The following is a 17,644-nucleotide window of genomic DNA, read 5'->3' as shown; positions in this document are numbered from 1 at the left end:
AAAAGAGCTCAGCTTTCCGAACACTGTGGTTTTTTATTGCCTTCTCATTCGAAGGCGAGCCCGGAAAGTTGGTGCCCGGCGGGATTTGTCAAAGGATCGACAGCTCCGAACTGTCGTAAATGATGGTCCGAATGCTTGTAGGCAAATATCCCAATTTCCTCCCGCGTCATTCTGCCGAAAAAATCATGAATAAAACCCGGATTGGAAAAGTGCTCATAGGCGGCAATACACCGGATCCAGGCTTTCTTTTGCAGTTCCAGGTCGCCATCCAGCTCTTTGACGATAAAGGGCCGGCTGCTCGGCGCGTTCTTCTGAATGGGGCGGTCGTCCTTTACGAACGTTTTCAGGGCCATCCTGCCAAAAATCCACCCGATTAATTGCTGTTTATATTTCGGTTGGTGGACGCCCAATACCCACTCGTCCCAGATGGTACAATGCTTCGTCATTTGGTACACATTCATTTTACCCCACTGCGCCGCATTGTTTTTCTCGAGTGACTGTATCCTTCTGATCAATTCATCCCGGGTGGCCGCATCAAAGATCGTTTTCATCGTTTGTTTCGTTTTGTGATGATGCAAAACTAGCACGGGCCGAAAAGCTGACCGGCGTGTAAAAATGACAATCAAAGGTGTATTTTGTGCCATCTTTGTCATAGCTTTGAATAAACCTGCTGACCTATGCGTGCAAGACACATTTCTGTAATGGTGTATGAAGATGTGCTTTTGACGGCACTGTCGAGCACCGTCGCATTGCTGACCGGCGCAAAGGATGCGGTCGTCAGAAACGGCGGAACGGCCCCTTTTGAAATAGACCTTGTGGGCGTGCATCTTCACGATGTGCAGCTCAGCTTCCCCGTGCAATTTCATTGCGGGAAAACGCTGGCCGATGATTTTGAAACGGACGTGATCGTTGTACCACCGATGAATGCCGAGGGCGCCGATATGGATCAACTGTTGCTAAAATACAACAAGCTGACAGGCTGGCTGGCTGAGAAATATCATCGCAAGGCGCAGATCATCAGCCTCTGTACAGGCGCCTATTTTGTTGCGGAATGCGGCTTGCTGAACGGCATGCCGGCCACGTCCCATTGGGGCGCGATGGACGACATGCGGAAAAGGTATCCCCTCGTCAATTTCAGGCCCGAACGGATCGTTACCCAGTCGGAGGCCATTATTACGGGCGGCGGCGGCTTCTCGGCACTGAACGCCATCCTGTATTTCATCGAAAAGACTTGCGGAAAAGAGACCGCCATTACGTTGAGCAAGTACTATGCCCTCGACTACGGCCGCACGTCGCAAAGCATTTTCACGATATTCTCCGGCCACCGCGGCCATAGCGACCAGGACATTCACCGGGCACAAACCTACATCGAAAACGAGTTCAAGACCGACATTTCGGTGGAACAGATTGCCTGCAAAGTGAATATGAGCAAGCGGAATTTCATCCGCCGTTTCAAAAGCGCCACCACCCTGAACCCGATCGAATACATCCAGCGAATCAAGATCGAAGCCGCCAAGAAATCCCTCGAAGCCGGCGAATCGAACATTGCGTATGTCACCTACGACGTCGGTTATAACGATCTGAAAACTTTCAGGACCATTTTCAAGCGGATCACCGGCCTCACGCCTGTCGAATACAGGAACCGTTACAATACGGAAACGCTGTTGCGTTAGGGTTTTTAAAATTAATTCACCCTACCATTTGCATCGTACGATTTTAATCGTACCTTTGGTATGTACTTAATTTTCATAGCCATGAGTTCCGAAAAAGCCGAACCCACAAAAGCTGAGCTCGATATCCTGACCGTTCTCTGGAAGAACGGGCCTTCCACCGTGCGCTTTGTGCACGACCAGCTGAATACGTTCAAGGAGGTGAACTACACCACCACCCTCAAACAAATGCAGTTGATGGCCGAAAAAGGCATGCTCTCGCGCGATGAGCGCAGTATGAAGCATGTTTACGAGGCGGTCGAAGAAGAACAAAAAACGAAAGGCCTCCTACTCGACCGCTTCGTCGACCATTTATACGGCGGCTCGGCCAGCAACCTGGTGATGCAGTTGCTGGATAACAAAAAAGCTTCCAAAGCAGAGCTGGACGAGATTCGGGCGGTTTTGGACCAATTGGAAAAAGGGAATTCCTAAATCAAATCAGCCATGAAAAATCTGCTCACTTCCGAAACCACCTACGCCCTGATCCGGCAGATCGGGGTGGCGTTGGGCCATTCACTCTGGATTGGTGCTGCTGCGGCGTTGCTGGCAGCGGCCGTGGTCGTTTGTACCCGCCGCAGCCGGCCGGAGATTCGCTATAACCTACTGACCGGCTTGCTTTTGCTCTTCATCGTGGGTACCGCAGCTGCATTTGTGCTGTCGGATTCCGCTGTTTCCGCGGAAACGCAGGCCCCTGACACTTATGCAACCTATATGGTTCATAATGGGCCATTTTCGATCCAGGAAACATCGCATTCACAAAGCATAGTCAGCATTGCCACAGGCTTCCTCGCGCAAAACATTTACGCGATCACGTGGCTCTGGGTTTTCATTGTACTGGTCAAAATTTCTGGGCTTGCGCTGGGGCTTTACCGTTTGCATCAGCTCAAAACGCAGCAGGTTTACAGCATAGGCAGCTACTGGGAGCAACGCGTGAGTGAGTTTGCCCGAACCATGGGCATTGCGCAGCATGTGAGGATATTTCAGTCCGGCCTGGTGAGAGTTCCGACGGTACTGGGGCATTTCAAACCCGTGATACTCGTACCGCTGGGCGTGATCACGTCCATTCCCGCGGATCAGATCGAAATGGTGCTGCTCCATGAACTTGCACATATCCGCCGGCTCGACTTTCTCGTCAATTTCCTGCAACGGCTCGCCGAGCTCCTCTTCTTCTTCAATCCCGGCATTCTCTGGGTTTCCAGGCTCATTCGCGAGGAGCGCGAAAATTGCTGCGACGACATGGCCCTGAGGCATTCGGGAAACCAGGCGGTTTATATCCGCGCCCTGCTGTCATTCCGTGAATACCAACTGAACGAAGACGTATACCAACTAGCGTTCTCAGGAAAAGGCGGATTGGTACAACGCGCCAAACGCATTGCCTCACGCACTAACGCGACATTGGGAGCAGCGGAAAAAACCGTATTGCTGGTCGCAATGCTGGCATTTTTCGCGCTTTCTGTCCTCTTTGCACAGTCCGACGGCCTGCAAACGAGTCCCAAAAAAAGCAATGCAAAGCCCGTTCAACGAGCCGATAATGCAAAAAAACCTGCGCCCAGCCCAGGGAACCAAATTTACCGACAGCCAGGCAACGCCAAACAAAATAATACTGACAATCAATCCATTAACAAATCAAACACACAACAGAAACAGGCCATACAGAACCCAGAGGGAGTTGCAAACCACCCCAATCTGACGCGACCGGACACGCTTCAACCTTTGCAAAAGACAACAGGCCCGCTTAACCGGCTGTCTGCGCCGCTGGATATCGACTCTTCCGCCAATGTGCGCCTGGCGCCTGTGCAATGGCAGCCTTACACGCAAACGTATAAAGCGCAGCCCTTGCAGACGTACCGGACCGAATACCGGCCCAATCCAGTCCGCATCAGGCGCCAGGCGATCAACGACAAGATCATGGACGCTATCGAGCGGCAGGGCATCGAAATTTCCCGTAACAATATCGATTTCAGGATCACCAATCATGAGCTGGTCGTGAACGGCGTAAAACAGCCGGAATCGGTTCTCAAAAGCGTACTGGATGCGGTGCTTCCGAAACCTGACGATGTGATCGACTTCACCTACGGGAGCCACCATTAATCCGGATCCGTACACGCGTATTCCAAAAACTTACTTTGGGTAAGACGGGCAAACTATGCCTGTCAGTCACGAAACACAACCTTAACATCACATTATGAAAACGATTGGCCGGGTGAGAACCACCCTGTGGATTGCCGTTGCCCTGCTGGCGGCATGGGGGAATGCATTTGCCCAAATGAAGGGGAAAGTAGTCGACAGCGGCAACGCGCCACTGGAAGGCGCCGTCGTTTCGGTGCTCTATGCCGCAGATTCCAGCCTGGTGAAAACAGTGATTACTGCGCGGGACGGTACATTTTTTATTACAGGCATTAAAAACGGGCGCTATTTCGCAACCGTCGCGATGATGGGTTTTCAAAGTTTTAGCGGAAACCAACTGGATATTTCCAACGGGCAAGAGACGACTGACCTCGGCACCATCCTATTACGCCCCGCCGACCTCAGGCTCGACGAAGTAAAAGTTACCGGGCAAAAGAATTTCGTGGAATACCAGATCGACCGGACGGTACTGAACGTTGATGCGCTGATTTCGAATGCCGGTGCCAATGTGCTGGAAGTACTGGAAAAAGCGCCGGGCGTAATGGTCGATCAGAGCGGCACTATCAGCCTCAAAGGCCAGGCGGGCGTACTCGTGCTCATTGACAACCGCCCTACTTACCTTTCGCAGGCGGCATTGGCAGCCTACCTGCGATCGCTGCCCGCCAATTCCGTCGAAAAGATCGAGCTAATCACGAACCCTCCCGCACGCTACGACGCGGCCGGGAGTGCGGGGATCATCCATATCAGAATGCGCAAAAACAAGGTCCGCGGCCTGAATGGCAGCATTACGCTCAATCCGGCAAGATCGAAATACTGGCGGCATAATGAGAACCTGAATCTCAACTACCGCAGCAACCGCTTCAATTTTTTCACCAATGCCAGTTTCAATAGCACCGACCAGTGGCGCCGGCTCGATATTGAACGCAAGTACTACGGCGAAAACGATGCATTACGGTCGTCGTTTGACCAAACCACCCTTTTTTACCCCAAAAGCCGGACTACCAACCTGAAAACCGGGCTCGATTTTTACGCCAGCGAAAAGACTACCTGGGGCCTCGTGTACACGGGCGCATACACACAGTCGCGCGAGCATAGGCCCGTGAGCAGCGTGGTCAGGAATGCCGCCGGTGTGGCCGATTCCCTTATCCGGGCCGACAACAGCGACAGGAACCGCTTCCGGCAGCATGGTATCAACCTCAATTTCAGCCATCAGTACGACAGCACCGGAAAGCTGCTGACCTTCGATCTGGATTACATTGACTACCGCATCCGCGCCCGCCAGACGTTTATCAACGATTTCTTCGAGGGCAACGGCGCCTTCAGAAGACAAGAAAAAATCACTACCGATCTTCCCTCTTCCATAGCCATTTATTCAGCCAAAACTGACTACGAACACCCGCTGCGAAAAGGAAGGTTCGGGGCAGGCTTTAAATCCAGCCTGGTCCGAACCGACAATGCGGCTAACTACTTTTTGCACCAGGGAGAAACCGTTTCCGTCGATTATGACAAAACCAACCGCTTCCGCTACACCGAAAACATCAATGCCGCGTACCTGAATTTCAACAGGGATTTCAAGAAGTTTTCACTCCAAACCGGCCTGCGCGCGGAAAATACGAACGGGTACGGGCATCAGCTGGGCAATGCGGTAAAGCCGGATTCGTCGTTTACACTGCATTACACCAGCATTTTCCCAACGCTTTTCATCAGCTACAAACTCGACACCAACCAAACGCACCTGAATTTTTCCTACGGCCGCAGGATCGGCCGTCCCTATTATCAAGACCTGAACCCTTTCGTTTTTTTACTGGACAAATTCTCCTATTTCGCCGGCAATCCTTACTTGAAACCGGAGCTCGGCAACAGGTTCCAACTTTCGTTCAATTATAAAAGCAGGTTCAATTTGTCGATCCTCTATAACTACACCCGGAACATGCAGGGCGAGGTAATCGAGCAGGCAGGAAATGTTTTCATCAGCCGGACGGGCAATATCAGCAGGCTCATCTGGGGTGGTATCACATTGACAGCCCGGCTCAAAGCGGGCAACTGGTGGACCTGCAATTTTTACGCCGAGCTCATCCGTAACAACTTCCGCGGCATGCCCGGCAACCCCGACCGCACTACCGGCTCGACCTACGGCTACATCAGTCCCAACAACCAGTTTCTATTCAAAAACGGGTGGAGCGCCGAGTTAAGCGGGTTTTACATTACCCGTAGCCAGAGCGCGCAGTTCGACAAGCACGATCTGTTCCTCGTCAATGCGGCTGTGCAGAAAAAAGTGATGAAAGACAAAGGCATCGTCAAACTCTCACTCCGCGACGTTTTCAGCTCGCTGGAACCGAACGGCCGCATTCTCAACATTCCCAACGCCCAGGCCAGTTATTACAACGATGCCGACACACGGGTGCTGGTAGCATCGTTCACGTACAACTTCGCCAAAGGTACTTCCGGCAAACGGAAACGGAACGTCGGCGGATCGGGGAGCGAAGAGCAGCGGGTTAAGAACTAAATATCTTCTATTTTTACGATATGAAAATCCTGTTCTTCTCCGCCAAGCCATACGACAAGCAGTTTTTCGATGTGTACAACCGTTTCCACGGTTTCGAAATCGAATACCTGGAAACGCATTTGGGACCGCATATCGTAAATGCCGTAGATGGACAGGAGGCGGTTTGCGTGTTCGTGAATGACAAAGTGAATGCGGAAGTGATTGCCATCCTGGCCGAAAAGGGTGTGAAAGTGATTGCATTACGATGTGCCGGGTTTAATAATGTGGACCTGGAAGCCGCCCGCCTGCACGGGATACGCGTATGCCGTGTGCCCGAATACTCGCCCGAAGCCGTGGCAGAGCATACGGTGGCCATGCTGCTCACCCTCATACGCAAGACGCACAAGGCCTACAACCGCGTGCGGGAACAGAACTTTTCATTGAACGGGCTGCTCGGTTTCAATTTACACGGCAAGACGATCGGCGTGGTTGGAACGGGCAAAATCGGCGGCGCGTTCTGCAGGATTATGAAAGGTTTCGGCTGTAAAGTCGTGGCTTACGACCTCTCCCCGAACACCGAACTCCAACTGGCGGGAATCGAGTACAAGCCGCTGGAAGAGGTACTCCGCTCGGCCGATGTCATTTCCCTGCATTGCCCCCTCAACCCCGCCACGCATTACCTGATCAATGAAAGTACCCTGGCGACAATGAAGCCCGGCGTGACGCTGATCAACACGAGCCGCGGCGGGCTGGTCAACACCACCCATGCGATAGAAGCCCTCAAGAGTAAACATCTGGCGAACCTGGCTATCGATGTTTACGAACAGGAAGAAAAGCTTTTCTTCAAAGATCTTTCGGAAAGCATTATCGAGGACGACACCATCCAGCGCCTGATGAGTTTTCCCAACGTGCTTGTGACCGCCCACCAGGCATTTTTCACCGAGGAAGCGATGATGGAAATCGCCCAGGTCACTTTACAAAACATCGACCGGATACTTCACGGACAGGAACCGGAGCAAGCGGGTGCGGTACTTGTCTAGATCCACCGCCCTGCGCTTTTCAACAAAGTAAATTGAACTTTCCAGCAAAACGAAGCAGTTGCTGAGCGACGAATTTTGTATTCATAATCAGTTACTCATTCAAAAAAAGCAAAAATGGATTTTCAATTAAGCGGAAAACGCGCGCTGGTGACAGGGGCGAGTTCGGGACTGGGTGAGGCAATCGCCCGGATGCTGGCAGACGAAGGCGCGACGGTCATTGTGCACGGACGGAACGAACAACGCGCCAATCAGGTCGCGGAAAACATGATAAAAGCAGGCGGCAAGGCAGAAGTGGCAATCGGCGATCTGGCAACGGACGAAGGCGCCGATGCGGTCGCTGCAACAGCGTTACAAGGTGGCGCCGTTGATATCCTCGTGAACAACGCGGGCGTGGTGAGCCACAAAAACTGGTCGGACGCTACGGCGGACGACTGGATGGAGGTTTATAATGCGAACGTGGTTTCCTATGTGCGGATGATCCGCCGTATCGTGCCACAGATGAAAGAGCTGGGCTGGGGCCGCGTGATCCATATCGGCGGCGGGCTCGCCGTTCAGCCGATCAAGGAACAACCGCATTACAATGCGACCCTGGCCGCACGGCATAATTTATCGGTTTCGCTGGCCCGGCAATTGAAAGAAACCGGCATCACTTCCAATGTGGTATCTCCGGGCGCTATTATGAACCCGATGGTGGAAGAATGGCTCGTCAATGCCGCTCCCGGGTTTGGCTGGGGCACCGAGTTGGATGAAATCAAATACAAAGCCGTGCAGGACCTGATCCCCAATGACACCGGGCGGTTTGGCCTCCCCGAAGAAATCGCCGGGGCGGTTCTGTATCTCACCAGCCCACTGGCCAACTACGTGAGCGGAGCGGTGATCCGCGTAGACGGCGGGACTGTCAGAAGTTTATAAAAGATATTGCCAACTACTGGCTTAACCCATTTCAAGAGGTGATCAAAAGATTCGGACAGGCCGCTGATTACCTGTCCGGACCTTTTGCTTAGGGCGCTGCTAATTCCTGGACAGACTGGTCAGATATGGAACAAGCGTCTTGGCGCCCGGCACCAGTTTTGTGTTCAGCACCATCCCTGATTTGCCGAGTACCATCGCCTGCGGTATGAAATTAATGTTGTACTTCTTGAGAAATTCCGAAGTTCTTCCGTTCGTGACCCGATAATTAAGGGAATAATCGCTAATCCGTTCCTCCCGCGAAGCCTTTATCCATTTGTCATGGTCGGAATCTAGGGAAAGATACACATAAGCGACCTCCAAATCTTTTACATCCGCCCTGACTGCTTCCGAGGCCGGCATCAATTCGCGGCATGGCGCACACCAGCTCGCCCAATATTCAATAAAAATCACTTTCCCTTGATGTTGTCGCTTTACATCATCCAAGGTCAATACATTACCCGAAATATCTTGCAATTGAACGGAATTAGTATCTTTTAACAAAAAAGATCCCTCTTTACCTCCCGAATACGGATTTGGCATCTCGGACCCGATTGAAAAAAGCATTAAATTGACGACGGCAATTCCAAAAGCGAGCATAAATTTTGAAGCCATATCCATAAATTTTTTGCTGAAACATATTGACTTTTTAAATATATCCTAAAAAGTTTATCATGAATAAAAAAGTTACCCTCGCTATATTTTTCACTTTGATAATCGGTTGTGTTGCCTATATTATTTTATCTCAAAAGGCTGTCGTAAAAAAATCACAGGAGCCGGCTCCACCATTTCCGTATTATAGCGAAAACGTAACCTTTCAAAATACCGAAGCGGACATTTCGCTCTCGGGAACTCTCACCGTACCGGATAAGAAAGGCAGTTTTCCTGCCGTGGTATTGGTCACCGGCAGCGGCCCGCAAGACAGGGATGAGACGGTTTTCGGCCATAAACCATTTCTTATCATCGCGGATTATCTCACTCGCCAGGGTTTCGCAGTCTTGCGCTACGACGACCGGGGAACTGGTAAATCAACGGGCCATTTTCACACAGCAACATCAGTGGATTTCGCGACGGATGCCAAAAGCGCGATTGCCTATTTGAAATCAAGAAAAGAAATTAACCCCGATAAAATCGGCCTGGTCGGGCATAGCGAAGGCGGGCTGGTAGCAGCCATCGCCGCAGCGCAATCGGGGGACGCCAATTTTGTTGTTTCTCTGGCCGGGCCGGGCGCTATCGGCCACGAGATAATGGCGCTGCAAATGGAATTGATCGCACGCGCAGGCGGTGTGGATCAGGAGGGAATTACATTCATTAAAAAGATCAATAGCGAAGCGCTTGAAATACTTAAGAATTCACCGGACACCGTTGTATTACGGGCCAATCTGAATGCCTATATGTTACCGAAAGCGAAGAATTATCCAAGCCAAATGCTCCCGCCGGGTCTCACAGCGGAGCAATTTTTTAAAAATCAAATTAATTCAATGTGTGGGCCGTGGTATCAATTTCTATATGATGTGAACCCTGCGCAATATTTTCAAAAAGTAACATGTCCGGTTCTGGCTTTGAATGGATCGAGAGATTTGCAAGTAGACGCACAACAAAACCTCCCCGCTATTTCAAAAGCATTAAAAGAAGGCGGCAATTTAAATGTGACGGTAAAAGAATTACCGAATCTCAACCATCTTTTTCAGGAAAGCAAAACCGGTCATCCCAGTGAATATGCAGGTATTGAAGAAACCTTTTCGCCCAAAGCGTTGGCCATCATATCGGATTGGCTTACCGTTCAAACCAGATGAAGAATCAGGCAGATACCTATCTATTGGTAGCCGTCAGTTCGGTGATCAATTCCCTTGCATCACTGCCATCTTCACCTTGATCTGCGGAAATTTTCAGCGCTTCCTCTGCGGCTTTAAGAGCCGGCTCTTTGTTTCCCAATTTCTTTTGAAGCTGGGCATAGATACACAAATGCTCGTAGTTTTTGTTCAGATCCAGAACCTTGGCCATGATCTCGACACCCGTTTTCAATGCCTCAGGATCTTTGGCAAAGGTTTTAAGGTAAATGCCCGTTTCATACATGGTTTGCCAGTCTGTTGTGCCAATCGTATTTCCATATTGCAATGTCGACCGGCCATAGTTGAGCCAGTCGCGGCGCCCGCCATAGAAGTAAATTTGCAGGAGCGATAGTGTTTTCATGCTATCTGCAAAATGATCGACGGCAACCTTTCTCAGCTCGCTCATTAATATGAGATCGTTGGTCCTGCCGGCTATGTTTGCAGTGCGGGTCATAATTCTTTGCGTAGCTTTTTCGACATCTGCTTTACCAAACAGGCCCACAAATTTCTGCTGGTTTTGCAGGAGATAAAGCGTCGCCGGCGATTTAAAGCCAAGATCGGCCGCAAAAATGAATCTTAAATTCCGTTCCGATCCCAGTTCGTCAGCCGATTGCGTGGCCAGATACTCCTCCGTTACTTTTTCCTTCGGATTGGCATCGACCGTATAATACGACAACGCGTTACTCAAATGGAACAGCAATTCCGGCGATTTGTCGCCTTGTTCGTACCTGGCCAGCATCGGAAACAATGCGGTGTTCGGGTCGGAGGCATTCCGGCCGTCCCGGATGAAATCGGCGGCCGGTTTGGCACCCGAACTCTGGTGGAGTTTCTGACCGTCCTTAGTCAGGAACAAATAGGTAGGAAAGCCCTTAATGCCGTACTTCTTCGCCAGCGCTTCCCCCGCTCCGCCGTCCTCCACGTCGATTTTACAGTTGATAAAATTTCCGTTATAGTAACCGGTTACTTCCGGATTGGGAAAAACTTCTTTCTCCATTTGCCGGCAATATCGACATGAAGTTGCCCGGACATACAAAAAGATCGGTTTTCCACTTTTCTCTGCATTTCGAAGGGTTTCTTCCCAGGAAGTAGCAACAAAATCAATTCCCTGCGCCCGGCAAGCAGGCGCGCCAAGAATCAGCAGTAGCAAGTAGAGGGTTCTTTTCATAGCTGGTAGCAATGTGGAAGCTTTACAAAGCTAATCTAAAAATTAATTTATCAACCAGTTACATCAATGGGCCGCTACACGACCGAATCCCATGCTGCGAGGGGCCGAAAATAGGATCCGACAATAAAATCAGGATTTCTTTTTATTTTAGAACGTCTATCGAGGGTTTCAAACTTAAACTTCTGATTCAAATGAAAACAAAGCATTATTATCTCCTGATGGTTATCGCAATCGGACTTGTTTCCATTGCAGCGAAAAATGCAGCATTACCGGCGGATCTTATCGGTACATGGAAATACCTGATCAGCGACGTCCCGCCGGAATACGAATCGGGCTTTTTTACATTTGAACAAAAGGATGACAAAACCACCGGATATGTAGGAGACACCGAAAAGCAGGAGATGAAAGAGCTGACGATAGATCAGGAAAAAGTCGCGTTCACCGTCGAGAACCAGGCAGGGGTCTTCAAATACAGTTTCATGCAAAAAGGCGATACCCTAACCGGCATCGTGTCTTCCCAATACGGGGATTTCCCGATCAAAGCCGTGAGAGAACCTAAGAAATAACGGAAGTTGGCCCGGGGAACGTTTATACAAGCACGTTCCCCGGAACATCAATATCCTGCAACCTGCCCGTCTTTTCGCATTTCGGACGCGCCGTGGTACACCTTTTCGGCCTGATCGACCAGGATGGCCTGGTAACCACCAAAAAAATCCTTATCCGCCAGTTGGTGGCCTTTGCGCACTAATGCTTCACGGACCTGCGCCGGGATGCCACTTTCGAGCGCCACTTTTCCCCCGTCCGACATCACAGTTCCAATCGGTTCGCTGCTACCCGAATGCGCAAAACGGGCGGCATCGCCGGCTTCCTGCACATTCATGCCGAAATCCAGAATGTTGCAGAGGATCTGCAAATGCCCCTGCGGCTGCATGGCGCCACCCATCACGCCGAAACTAAGGAACGGCATACCGCCTTTGAGCACAAAACCCGGAATGATAGTATTAAATGGCCGCTTCCCCGGCGCGTACACATTGGCATGGCCGGGCGCGAGGCTGAAACTGCTGCCGCGGTTATGCAATACAAAACCCAATCCGTCGGGCACCAACCCGCTGCCGAATTCGAGCATATTGCTTTGGATGAGCGACACCATATTGCCTTCGGCGTCGGCTACGGTGAGGTACACCGTGTCGCCGTCTTTCAGTACCGACTGACTTGCCTGCAACTTCGCAGAAGCCCTGTCCGGATTGATCAGCGCCCGGCGTTCGGCGGCATATTGGTCGGATAGCAAGGCCTGCAACGGGATTTTGGCAAAATCCGGGTCAGCATAATAGCGGGCGCGGTCCTCGAATGCCAGCTTTTTGGCTTCGATCAGCAAATGCAGGTACTCGGCACTGTTATGACCGAGCTTTTTCAGATCATAGGGTTTCAGGATATTCAGCATTTGCAACACGGAAATACCCTGTCCGTTCGGCGGCAGCTCGTACACGTCATAACCCCGGTAATTCACCGAAACCGGTTCCACCCAGGTACTTTTCGTCGCAGCCAGGTCCTCCTTTCGGATAAACATGCCTGTTTTGCGCGCATAGGCATCGATCCGGTCGGCTATTTCGCCTTTATAAAACACATCTCTTCCCTGCTTCGCGATCTTTTCATAGGTAACGGCCAGATCCGGGTTTTTGAAAACCTGCCCATGGCGCGGCGCGGCACCGTTAATGAGGAATGTCTTACCAAAATTTTCAAATTCTGTAATGTCTTTCTGTTCTTTCAGGCGCTTGTACGCGACATCCCACGAGTAAGCGATCACCTCGGGTACCGGCGCGCCTTCCCGCGCAAACGCGATCGCAGGTGCAAGGACCTCCGCCATTTTCAGTTTGCCAAAACGTCCGTGCAATGCGAACCAGCCGTCCACAGCGCCGGGCACCGAAACGGACAGCGGTCCATACAGAGGCATTTGTGTCCCGTCGCCCAGTACAGATTTCAGTTTCTCATACGTAAGCCCCTGAGCCGAGCGGCCGCTTGCATTTAGTCCGTAGAGCTTTTTATCCCTGGCCGACCATACGATCGCGAATAAATCGCCGCCGATGCCGCAGTTGTTAGGCTCAATTACACCCAATGCAGCATTCGCCGCAATGGCTGCATCCACAGCCGTGCCGCCCTTTTTGAGGATATCGAGCCCGACCTGCGTAGCGAGCGGATGGCTCGTGGCGACCATGCCGTGCATAGCCAGCACCGGGCTGCGCGATTCGAAATTGGACCCGCTGATACGATCGCCACGACCCGTCTGTGCCGAGGTGTGCGTCAAAAGGATGACCTGGGACGCCAGCAGCGTCCCGATCATCCGGAAATTCATTTTAATCATGGGTAGTAAAATTCAGGCGGTTATGTGCCGGCGGTCAGGATACTTTGCCGAGTTTCATCGTTTCGGGGTCCCAGTTCACCACGGTATTCTCGAAATAGCTCTTATTGGAAAGCAATGCCGGCCCCGCGGCACGGAAACCGAAAACGGCATCTTCCAGCACTTTCTTATTGCTGCGCATGGCATCGAAGAATATCGCGAAGTGATCCAGCCGGTCGTCGTAGCCTTGCGGCGCCTTATATTCCTGCATGTCGGGCTCGGACATTTCAGGGCGCGAGGGGTACTTATTATTGTAGTCTGCCAAAAACTTATCTTGCAATGCTTTCGGGAACGTATCGATTGTGTAGCCCGGCGCTGCGGCCATCTTCTTCCGCTTGACCGTTACGGTATTCCCTGAAAGCGTGATCTGCCCGTCGGTACCGACAAACCGGAAGCCCGATCCGCCACCGGAGCCATCGGCAAAATTCACCCGCAAAGTAAGGTTGAATGCCGGGTGCGAAGCCGTTTTGGGGTAGTCATAAATGCCCAGCATGACATCCGGGACATCGCGTCCGTCTTTCCAGTACCGCAAGCCACCGCTGGTCATAATGCGCGTCGGGCCTTTGGAATCAAGGATATAATGCATTCCTGAAAACAAATGCACGAACAAATCGCCTGCTACACCCGTGCCGTAATCCTGGTAATTGCGCCATCTGAAAAAACGCAGCGGATCATACGCCATTTTCGGGGCCTTATCGCTCAGGAAGCGGTTCCAATCGACGGTCTGCGGCGAAGCGTCAGGCGGGATGGAGTATTGCCACGCACCTTGTGCTGAATGGCGATCGTAATATACTTCCACGAAATTCAGCTCGCCAATGGCGCCCGACTGGTAGAGTTCTTTGGCTTTGGCATAAATAATGGAACTCACGCGCTGGCTGCCGACCTGAAATACCTTACCCGAATCGGACGCTGCCTTCATCATGTCATACCCTTGCTCGATCTTGTGTACCATCGGTTTTTCGCAGTAAACGGCCTTTCCGGCCTTCAAAGCCTGGATACCGATCTGCGAATGCAAATGGTCGGGCGTGGCGAGGATGATCGCATCGATGTCCTTGCGGCTGAGGATTTCGTTGTAGTCGCGGGTCGTCTGAATGTCATCGCCGAACAGCTCTTTGGCACGTACAAGGTGCCCATCGTACAAATCGGCCACGGCCATGAGCTTCACGCCCGGCACTTTCAATGCGGTACGGGTGTCGCCCATTCCCATGATGCCGGTACCAATACAGGCGATCTGTATGTTATCGTTGGCGGCGAACCTGGGCTTCTCCCACGGAAGCTCCCGCGAGAAGATGCGCTCGCCTGCAAACAGAGGCCCCGATGCGGCGGCGGTCAGCAGGGCTCCGCCGGTAAACTTTTTGATAAAACCTCTCCGGTTGTTGTCATTGTTGCTGGACATGATGCATTATAAGTTGAGTTCAGGAAATGATGTACAAAATGGTGAACGTATGGCACGCGTCTACACCCATGAATGTCGCAATAATTGTCTGATGCTCCGGAAGATAAAATACTTTTCCCACAAACCCATACACCCGTCCGCCACGCCTTCGATCACCTCATCGGCGATCCAATTATTCAACCGTGCCGTTAAAACAACTTTTCGTGTGACAGATCATTCATCTTCACATAATCGGACGGGCGGATTCCGATGATTTTATAGAAGGTAGTGCTGAACGTCGGGACACTATTATAACCGACCAGCGCCGCCGCCTCTTTCACCGACATCCGCTCTTCAAGCAGAAACCGCAACGCGCGCAACATCCGCTGGATGGTCAGGTACTGGACGAACGACATGGCCAGGTCTTTGTGAAACAACCTGGAAAGGCTGCGTTCACTGAAACCGAAACGGCGGGCGAGCTCGGGGAAGGCGATCGGCTCTTGCAGGTTGTCCTCCATAAATCGTATCACCTTGTCGAGGCGCTTGTCTTTTGCGTAAGGCAATGCAAGCGGCAGGTTATACATGCTGATTTCGGGTAAAATGTATTTCAATGCCATCGCGAACCAGTAGCTGCTCTTGTCGCCCTCGTTGATGTCCCCGCTCCATTGGTTACTGAAAATCACCATTTGCAAGAGCAGGTCGTTCACCGGATAAATGCCTGTCTCAAAGTAAAAAGGCTTGTCGTCGGATTCCACCGGAAAATACAGGTTCCGCATGATCACGTCCGGCGAGCCGGGATGAATGCTGTGCTCCACGCCGGGAGGTATCCATATATAATGCCGGGCCGGCAGAAAATAGGTCTTTTGCGGTGTCACCACATGCACGATCCCGCCCTGCGTGTAAAGAAACTGGCCTTTATGATGCGCGTGCGGGGCCACGTCGTTTTCGCCCATCAGGTCATGCATGCAATAAATACTGCGAGGCTGTTTATCGACCTCTGTAAGGTAGTACATCCGGTCGATTTTAGGCATGGCGTAAATGGATAAATATTTGACTTTGCAAGATAATAAAGCCACATCAAAACGTCGCACCTTTGCTCAACAATTTAAATCACTCATAAGTCCTATCGCAATGAGACCTGCGGCCAATATCTGGCAGTTTACACTTCGCAAAGTGCAATTCAGAACAAAATCTTCTTTAAGAAGTCATTACTCATTATCAACCCCTTACAAACCAGGCCCCGTGACAGCCAGTGCGGTATTTGCGGGTGCGCTGCTCCTCTCCTCCACCACGCAGGCGCAAACCTCCCGGCGATTATCACTGCCTGAGGCATTGAAAATCGCGGTGGCTAATAACCGCGACATCCGGCACGCACGGATCAAAAGGGAGGTGACCGAGGCCGACATCGACGAAAAGAAAGAGCTGCGCCTGCCGGAAATCGACTTTCACGCATCCTACGCCCGCATTACCGACCTGACGGAATACCGCCACGGCCTGAACGACAAAGTTGTAACCCATACCATCCCCGTGATTGCCGACCTCACCGGCTCCGCAAAAATGCCGCTTTATACCGGGGGAAAGATCCGGTATGCCATTCAGAAAGCCCGACAGCAGGAAGAGATTGCCTCGCTGACAGTGCTGAAAACGGAAAACGATGTAAAAATGGAAGCGACGGAGCTGTTTTTCAGCGCCTACAAAATGATGGAGCTCGACAAGCTGCTGCAGGAACATATCCGGGAAGAGGAAGACCGGCTTGCCGAGGTACGGTCGTTCAAAGCGCACGGTACCGTCACCCGGAACGAAGTACTACGGGCCGAATTGCAACTTTCCGATATGCGCCTCTCGCGCACAACCAATCGCAGCAATATCGAAATCGTGCTGCATGACTTGCACACTTTGCTGGAAATGCCGGAAGCGGTTTCTCTCGAACTCGACACAGCCCGCCTGCTTGACAGCACCGTACCGGCAGAAGATTTGCATTCCTACCTCCGCGCAGCGCTTACGAAAGATGAAATGCGCATTTCTGAAAAGATGGAGGCGGTTTCCGAAACCGAACAGCGGATCACACGGGTTGCTTACCTGCCTAATATCCACCTGTTTGCCTCCTATGGTTTCAACTATCCCAACTACATGTTTTTCCCGCCCGATCCGTACCTCTATACATTGGGACGCGTGGGGGTGGAAGCTACTTACAGTCTTTCCAATTTGTATAAAAACAAGACCCACACGCACATCGCACGCCTGCGTACGGAGGCACAGCACGCGCAGACAGACATCGTTAAAAACCGGGTAATGGACAGTGTATTCAAGCACCATACCGAGCTGAAAGACCTGCTCGAAACCATTCCAGTGAAAGAAAAGGCCGTGACCCAGGCGACCGAAAACTACCGCATTGTAAAACTCAAATACCTGCACCAGCTCGCGCTGATCACCGAAATGCTCGACGCCGACAATGCGCTCCTCCAGGCGCGTTTCGATCTGCTGACCGCCCGCATTAATACCACCGTCAAACACCGGCGGCTGTTGTACGCATCTGGTCAGTTGCCGTGAGGCCCCCTTACTCCCATA

General features: G+C 51.6%; 15 protein-coding genes. 9 read left to right on the top strand and 6 right to left on the bottom strand.

Features of this window, described 5'->3' with window-relative positions:
• Positions 1-44 precede the first annotated feature (44 nt).
• The gene (locus AC2YIT_RS24845) at positions 45-551 is read right to left on the bottom strand and encodes a DUF1569 domain-containing protein (protein WP_430846969.1); all 507 of its coding nucleotides are present in this window, start codon (positions 549-551) and stop codon (positions 45-47) included.
• Between the two features lie 126 nt (positions 552-677).
• Between AC2YIT_RS24845 and AC2YIT_RS24840 the strand changes: the two genes are divergently transcribed.
• The 6 genes from AC2YIT_RS24840 (at position 678) to AC2YIT_RS24815 (ending at position 8,273) form a co-directional block, all read left to right on the top strand.
• The gene (locus AC2YIT_RS24840) at positions 678-1,673 is read left to right on the top strand and encodes a GlxA family transcriptional regulator (protein ID WP_487280967.1); all 996 of its coding nucleotides are present in this window, start codon (positions 678-680) and stop codon (positions 1,671-1,673) included.
• A gap of 81 nt (positions 1,674-1,754) precedes the next feature.
• The gene (locus AC2YIT_RS24835) at positions 1,755-2,141 is read left to right on the top strand and encodes a BlaI/MecI/CopY family transcriptional regulator (RefSeq protein ID WP_487280966.1); all 387 of its coding nucleotides are present in this window, start codon (positions 1,755-1,757) and stop codon (positions 2,139-2,141) included.
• Between the two features lie 12 nt (positions 2,142-2,153).
• A complete protein-coding gene (locus AC2YIT_RS24830; protein ID WP_487280965.1) occupies positions 2,154-3,800 on the top strand; it encodes a M56 family metallopeptidase in 1,647 nt (548 codons plus the stop codon).
• Between the two features lie 94 nt (positions 3,801-3,894).
• On the top strand, positions 3,895-6,342 hold the full coding sequence (locus tag AC2YIT_RS24825; protein ID WP_487280964.1) for an outer membrane beta-barrel protein: 2,448 nt from the start codon (positions 3,895-3,897) through the stop codon (positions 6,340-6,342).
• A 20-nt stretch (positions 6,343-6,362) separates the two neighbouring features.
• Positions 6,363-7,361 (top strand): 2-hydroxyacid dehydrogenase, encoded by a 999-nt coding sequence (locus AC2YIT_RS24820; RefSeq protein ID WP_487280963.1) that lies wholly within the window; start codon positions 6,363-6,365, stop codon positions 7,359-7,361.
• 114 nt (positions 7,362-7,475) lie between these two features.
• A complete protein-coding gene (locus AC2YIT_RS24815; RefSeq protein WP_430846959.1) occupies positions 7,476-8,273 on the top strand; it encodes an SDR family NAD(P)-dependent oxidoreductase in 798 nt (265 codons plus the stop codon).
• A gap of 99 nt (positions 8,274-8,372) precedes the next feature.
• Here the strand turns inward: AC2YIT_RS24815 and AC2YIT_RS24810 are convergent, their stop codons facing one another.
• Positions 8,373-8,924 carry a TlpA family protein disulfide reductase gene (locus AC2YIT_RS24810; RefSeq protein ID WP_430846957.1) on the bottom strand — a complete coding sequence of 184 codons (552 nt, stop codon included), beginning with the start codon at positions 8,922-8,924 and terminating at the stop codon, positions 8,373-8,375.
• Between the two features lie 59 nt (positions 8,925-8,983).
• On the opposite strand from AC2YIT_RS24810, the gene AC2YIT_RS24805 reads away from it, so the two are divergent.
• Positions 8,984-10,105: an alpha/beta hydrolase family protein gene (locus tag AC2YIT_RS24805; RefSeq protein ID WP_430846955.1), complete on the top strand. Its 1,122-nt coding sequence runs from the start codon at positions 8,984-8,986 to the stop codon at positions 10,103-10,105.
• Positions 10,106-10,121: 16 nt separating this feature from the next.
• On the opposite strand, the gene AC2YIT_RS24800 is transcribed toward AC2YIT_RS24805, so the two are convergent.
• The gene (locus tag AC2YIT_RS24800) at positions 10,122-11,306 is read right to left on the bottom strand and encodes a thioredoxin family protein (protein ID WP_487280962.1); all 1,185 of its coding nucleotides are present in this window, start codon (positions 11,304-11,306) and stop codon (positions 10,122-10,124) included.
• A 191-nt stretch (positions 11,307-11,497) separates the two neighbouring features.
• On the opposite strand from AC2YIT_RS24800, the gene AC2YIT_RS24795 reads away from it, so the two are divergent.
• On the top strand, positions 11,498-11,872 hold the full coding sequence (locus AC2YIT_RS24795; protein ID WP_430846951.1) for a hypothetical protein: 375 nt from the start codon (positions 11,498-11,500) through the stop codon (positions 11,870-11,872).
• Between the two features lie 47 nt (positions 11,873-11,919).
• Here AC2YIT_RS24795 and ggt read toward each other — a convergent pair whose 3' ends face one another.
• The 3 genes from ggt to AC2YIT_RS24780 form a co-directional block, all read right to left on the bottom strand.
• On the bottom strand, positions 11,920-13,644 hold the full coding sequence (gene ggt, locus AC2YIT_RS24790; protein ID WP_487281038.1) for a gamma-glutamyltransferase: 1,725 nt from the start codon (positions 13,642-13,644) through the stop codon (positions 11,920-11,922).
• A gap of 55 nt (positions 13,645-13,699) precedes the next feature.
• A complete protein-coding gene (locus tag AC2YIT_RS24785; protein ID WP_487280961.1) occupies positions 13,700-15,097 on the bottom strand; it encodes a Gfo/Idh/MocA family protein in 1,398 nt (465 codons plus the stop codon).
• 188 nt (positions 15,098-15,285) lie between these two features.
• A complete protein-coding gene (locus AC2YIT_RS24780; protein WP_487280960.1) occupies positions 15,286-16,107 on the bottom strand; it encodes a helix-turn-helix domain-containing protein in 822 nt (273 codons plus the stop codon).
• Positions 16,108-16,318: 211 nt separating this feature from the next.
• Between AC2YIT_RS24780 and AC2YIT_RS24775 the strand changes: the two genes are divergently transcribed.
• Positions 16,319-17,626: a TolC family protein gene (locus AC2YIT_RS24775; RefSeq protein ID WP_487280959.1), complete on the top strand. Its 1,308-nt coding sequence runs from the start codon at positions 16,319-16,321 to the stop codon at positions 17,624-17,626.
• Positions 17,627-17,644 lie beyond the last annotated feature (18 nt).

Source organism: Dyadobacter sp. SRI_021, assembly GCF_057586235.1.
The sequence above is the reverse complement of the archived record's forward strand: the minus strand, read 5'-3'. Positions and strand labels throughout refer to the sequence as shown.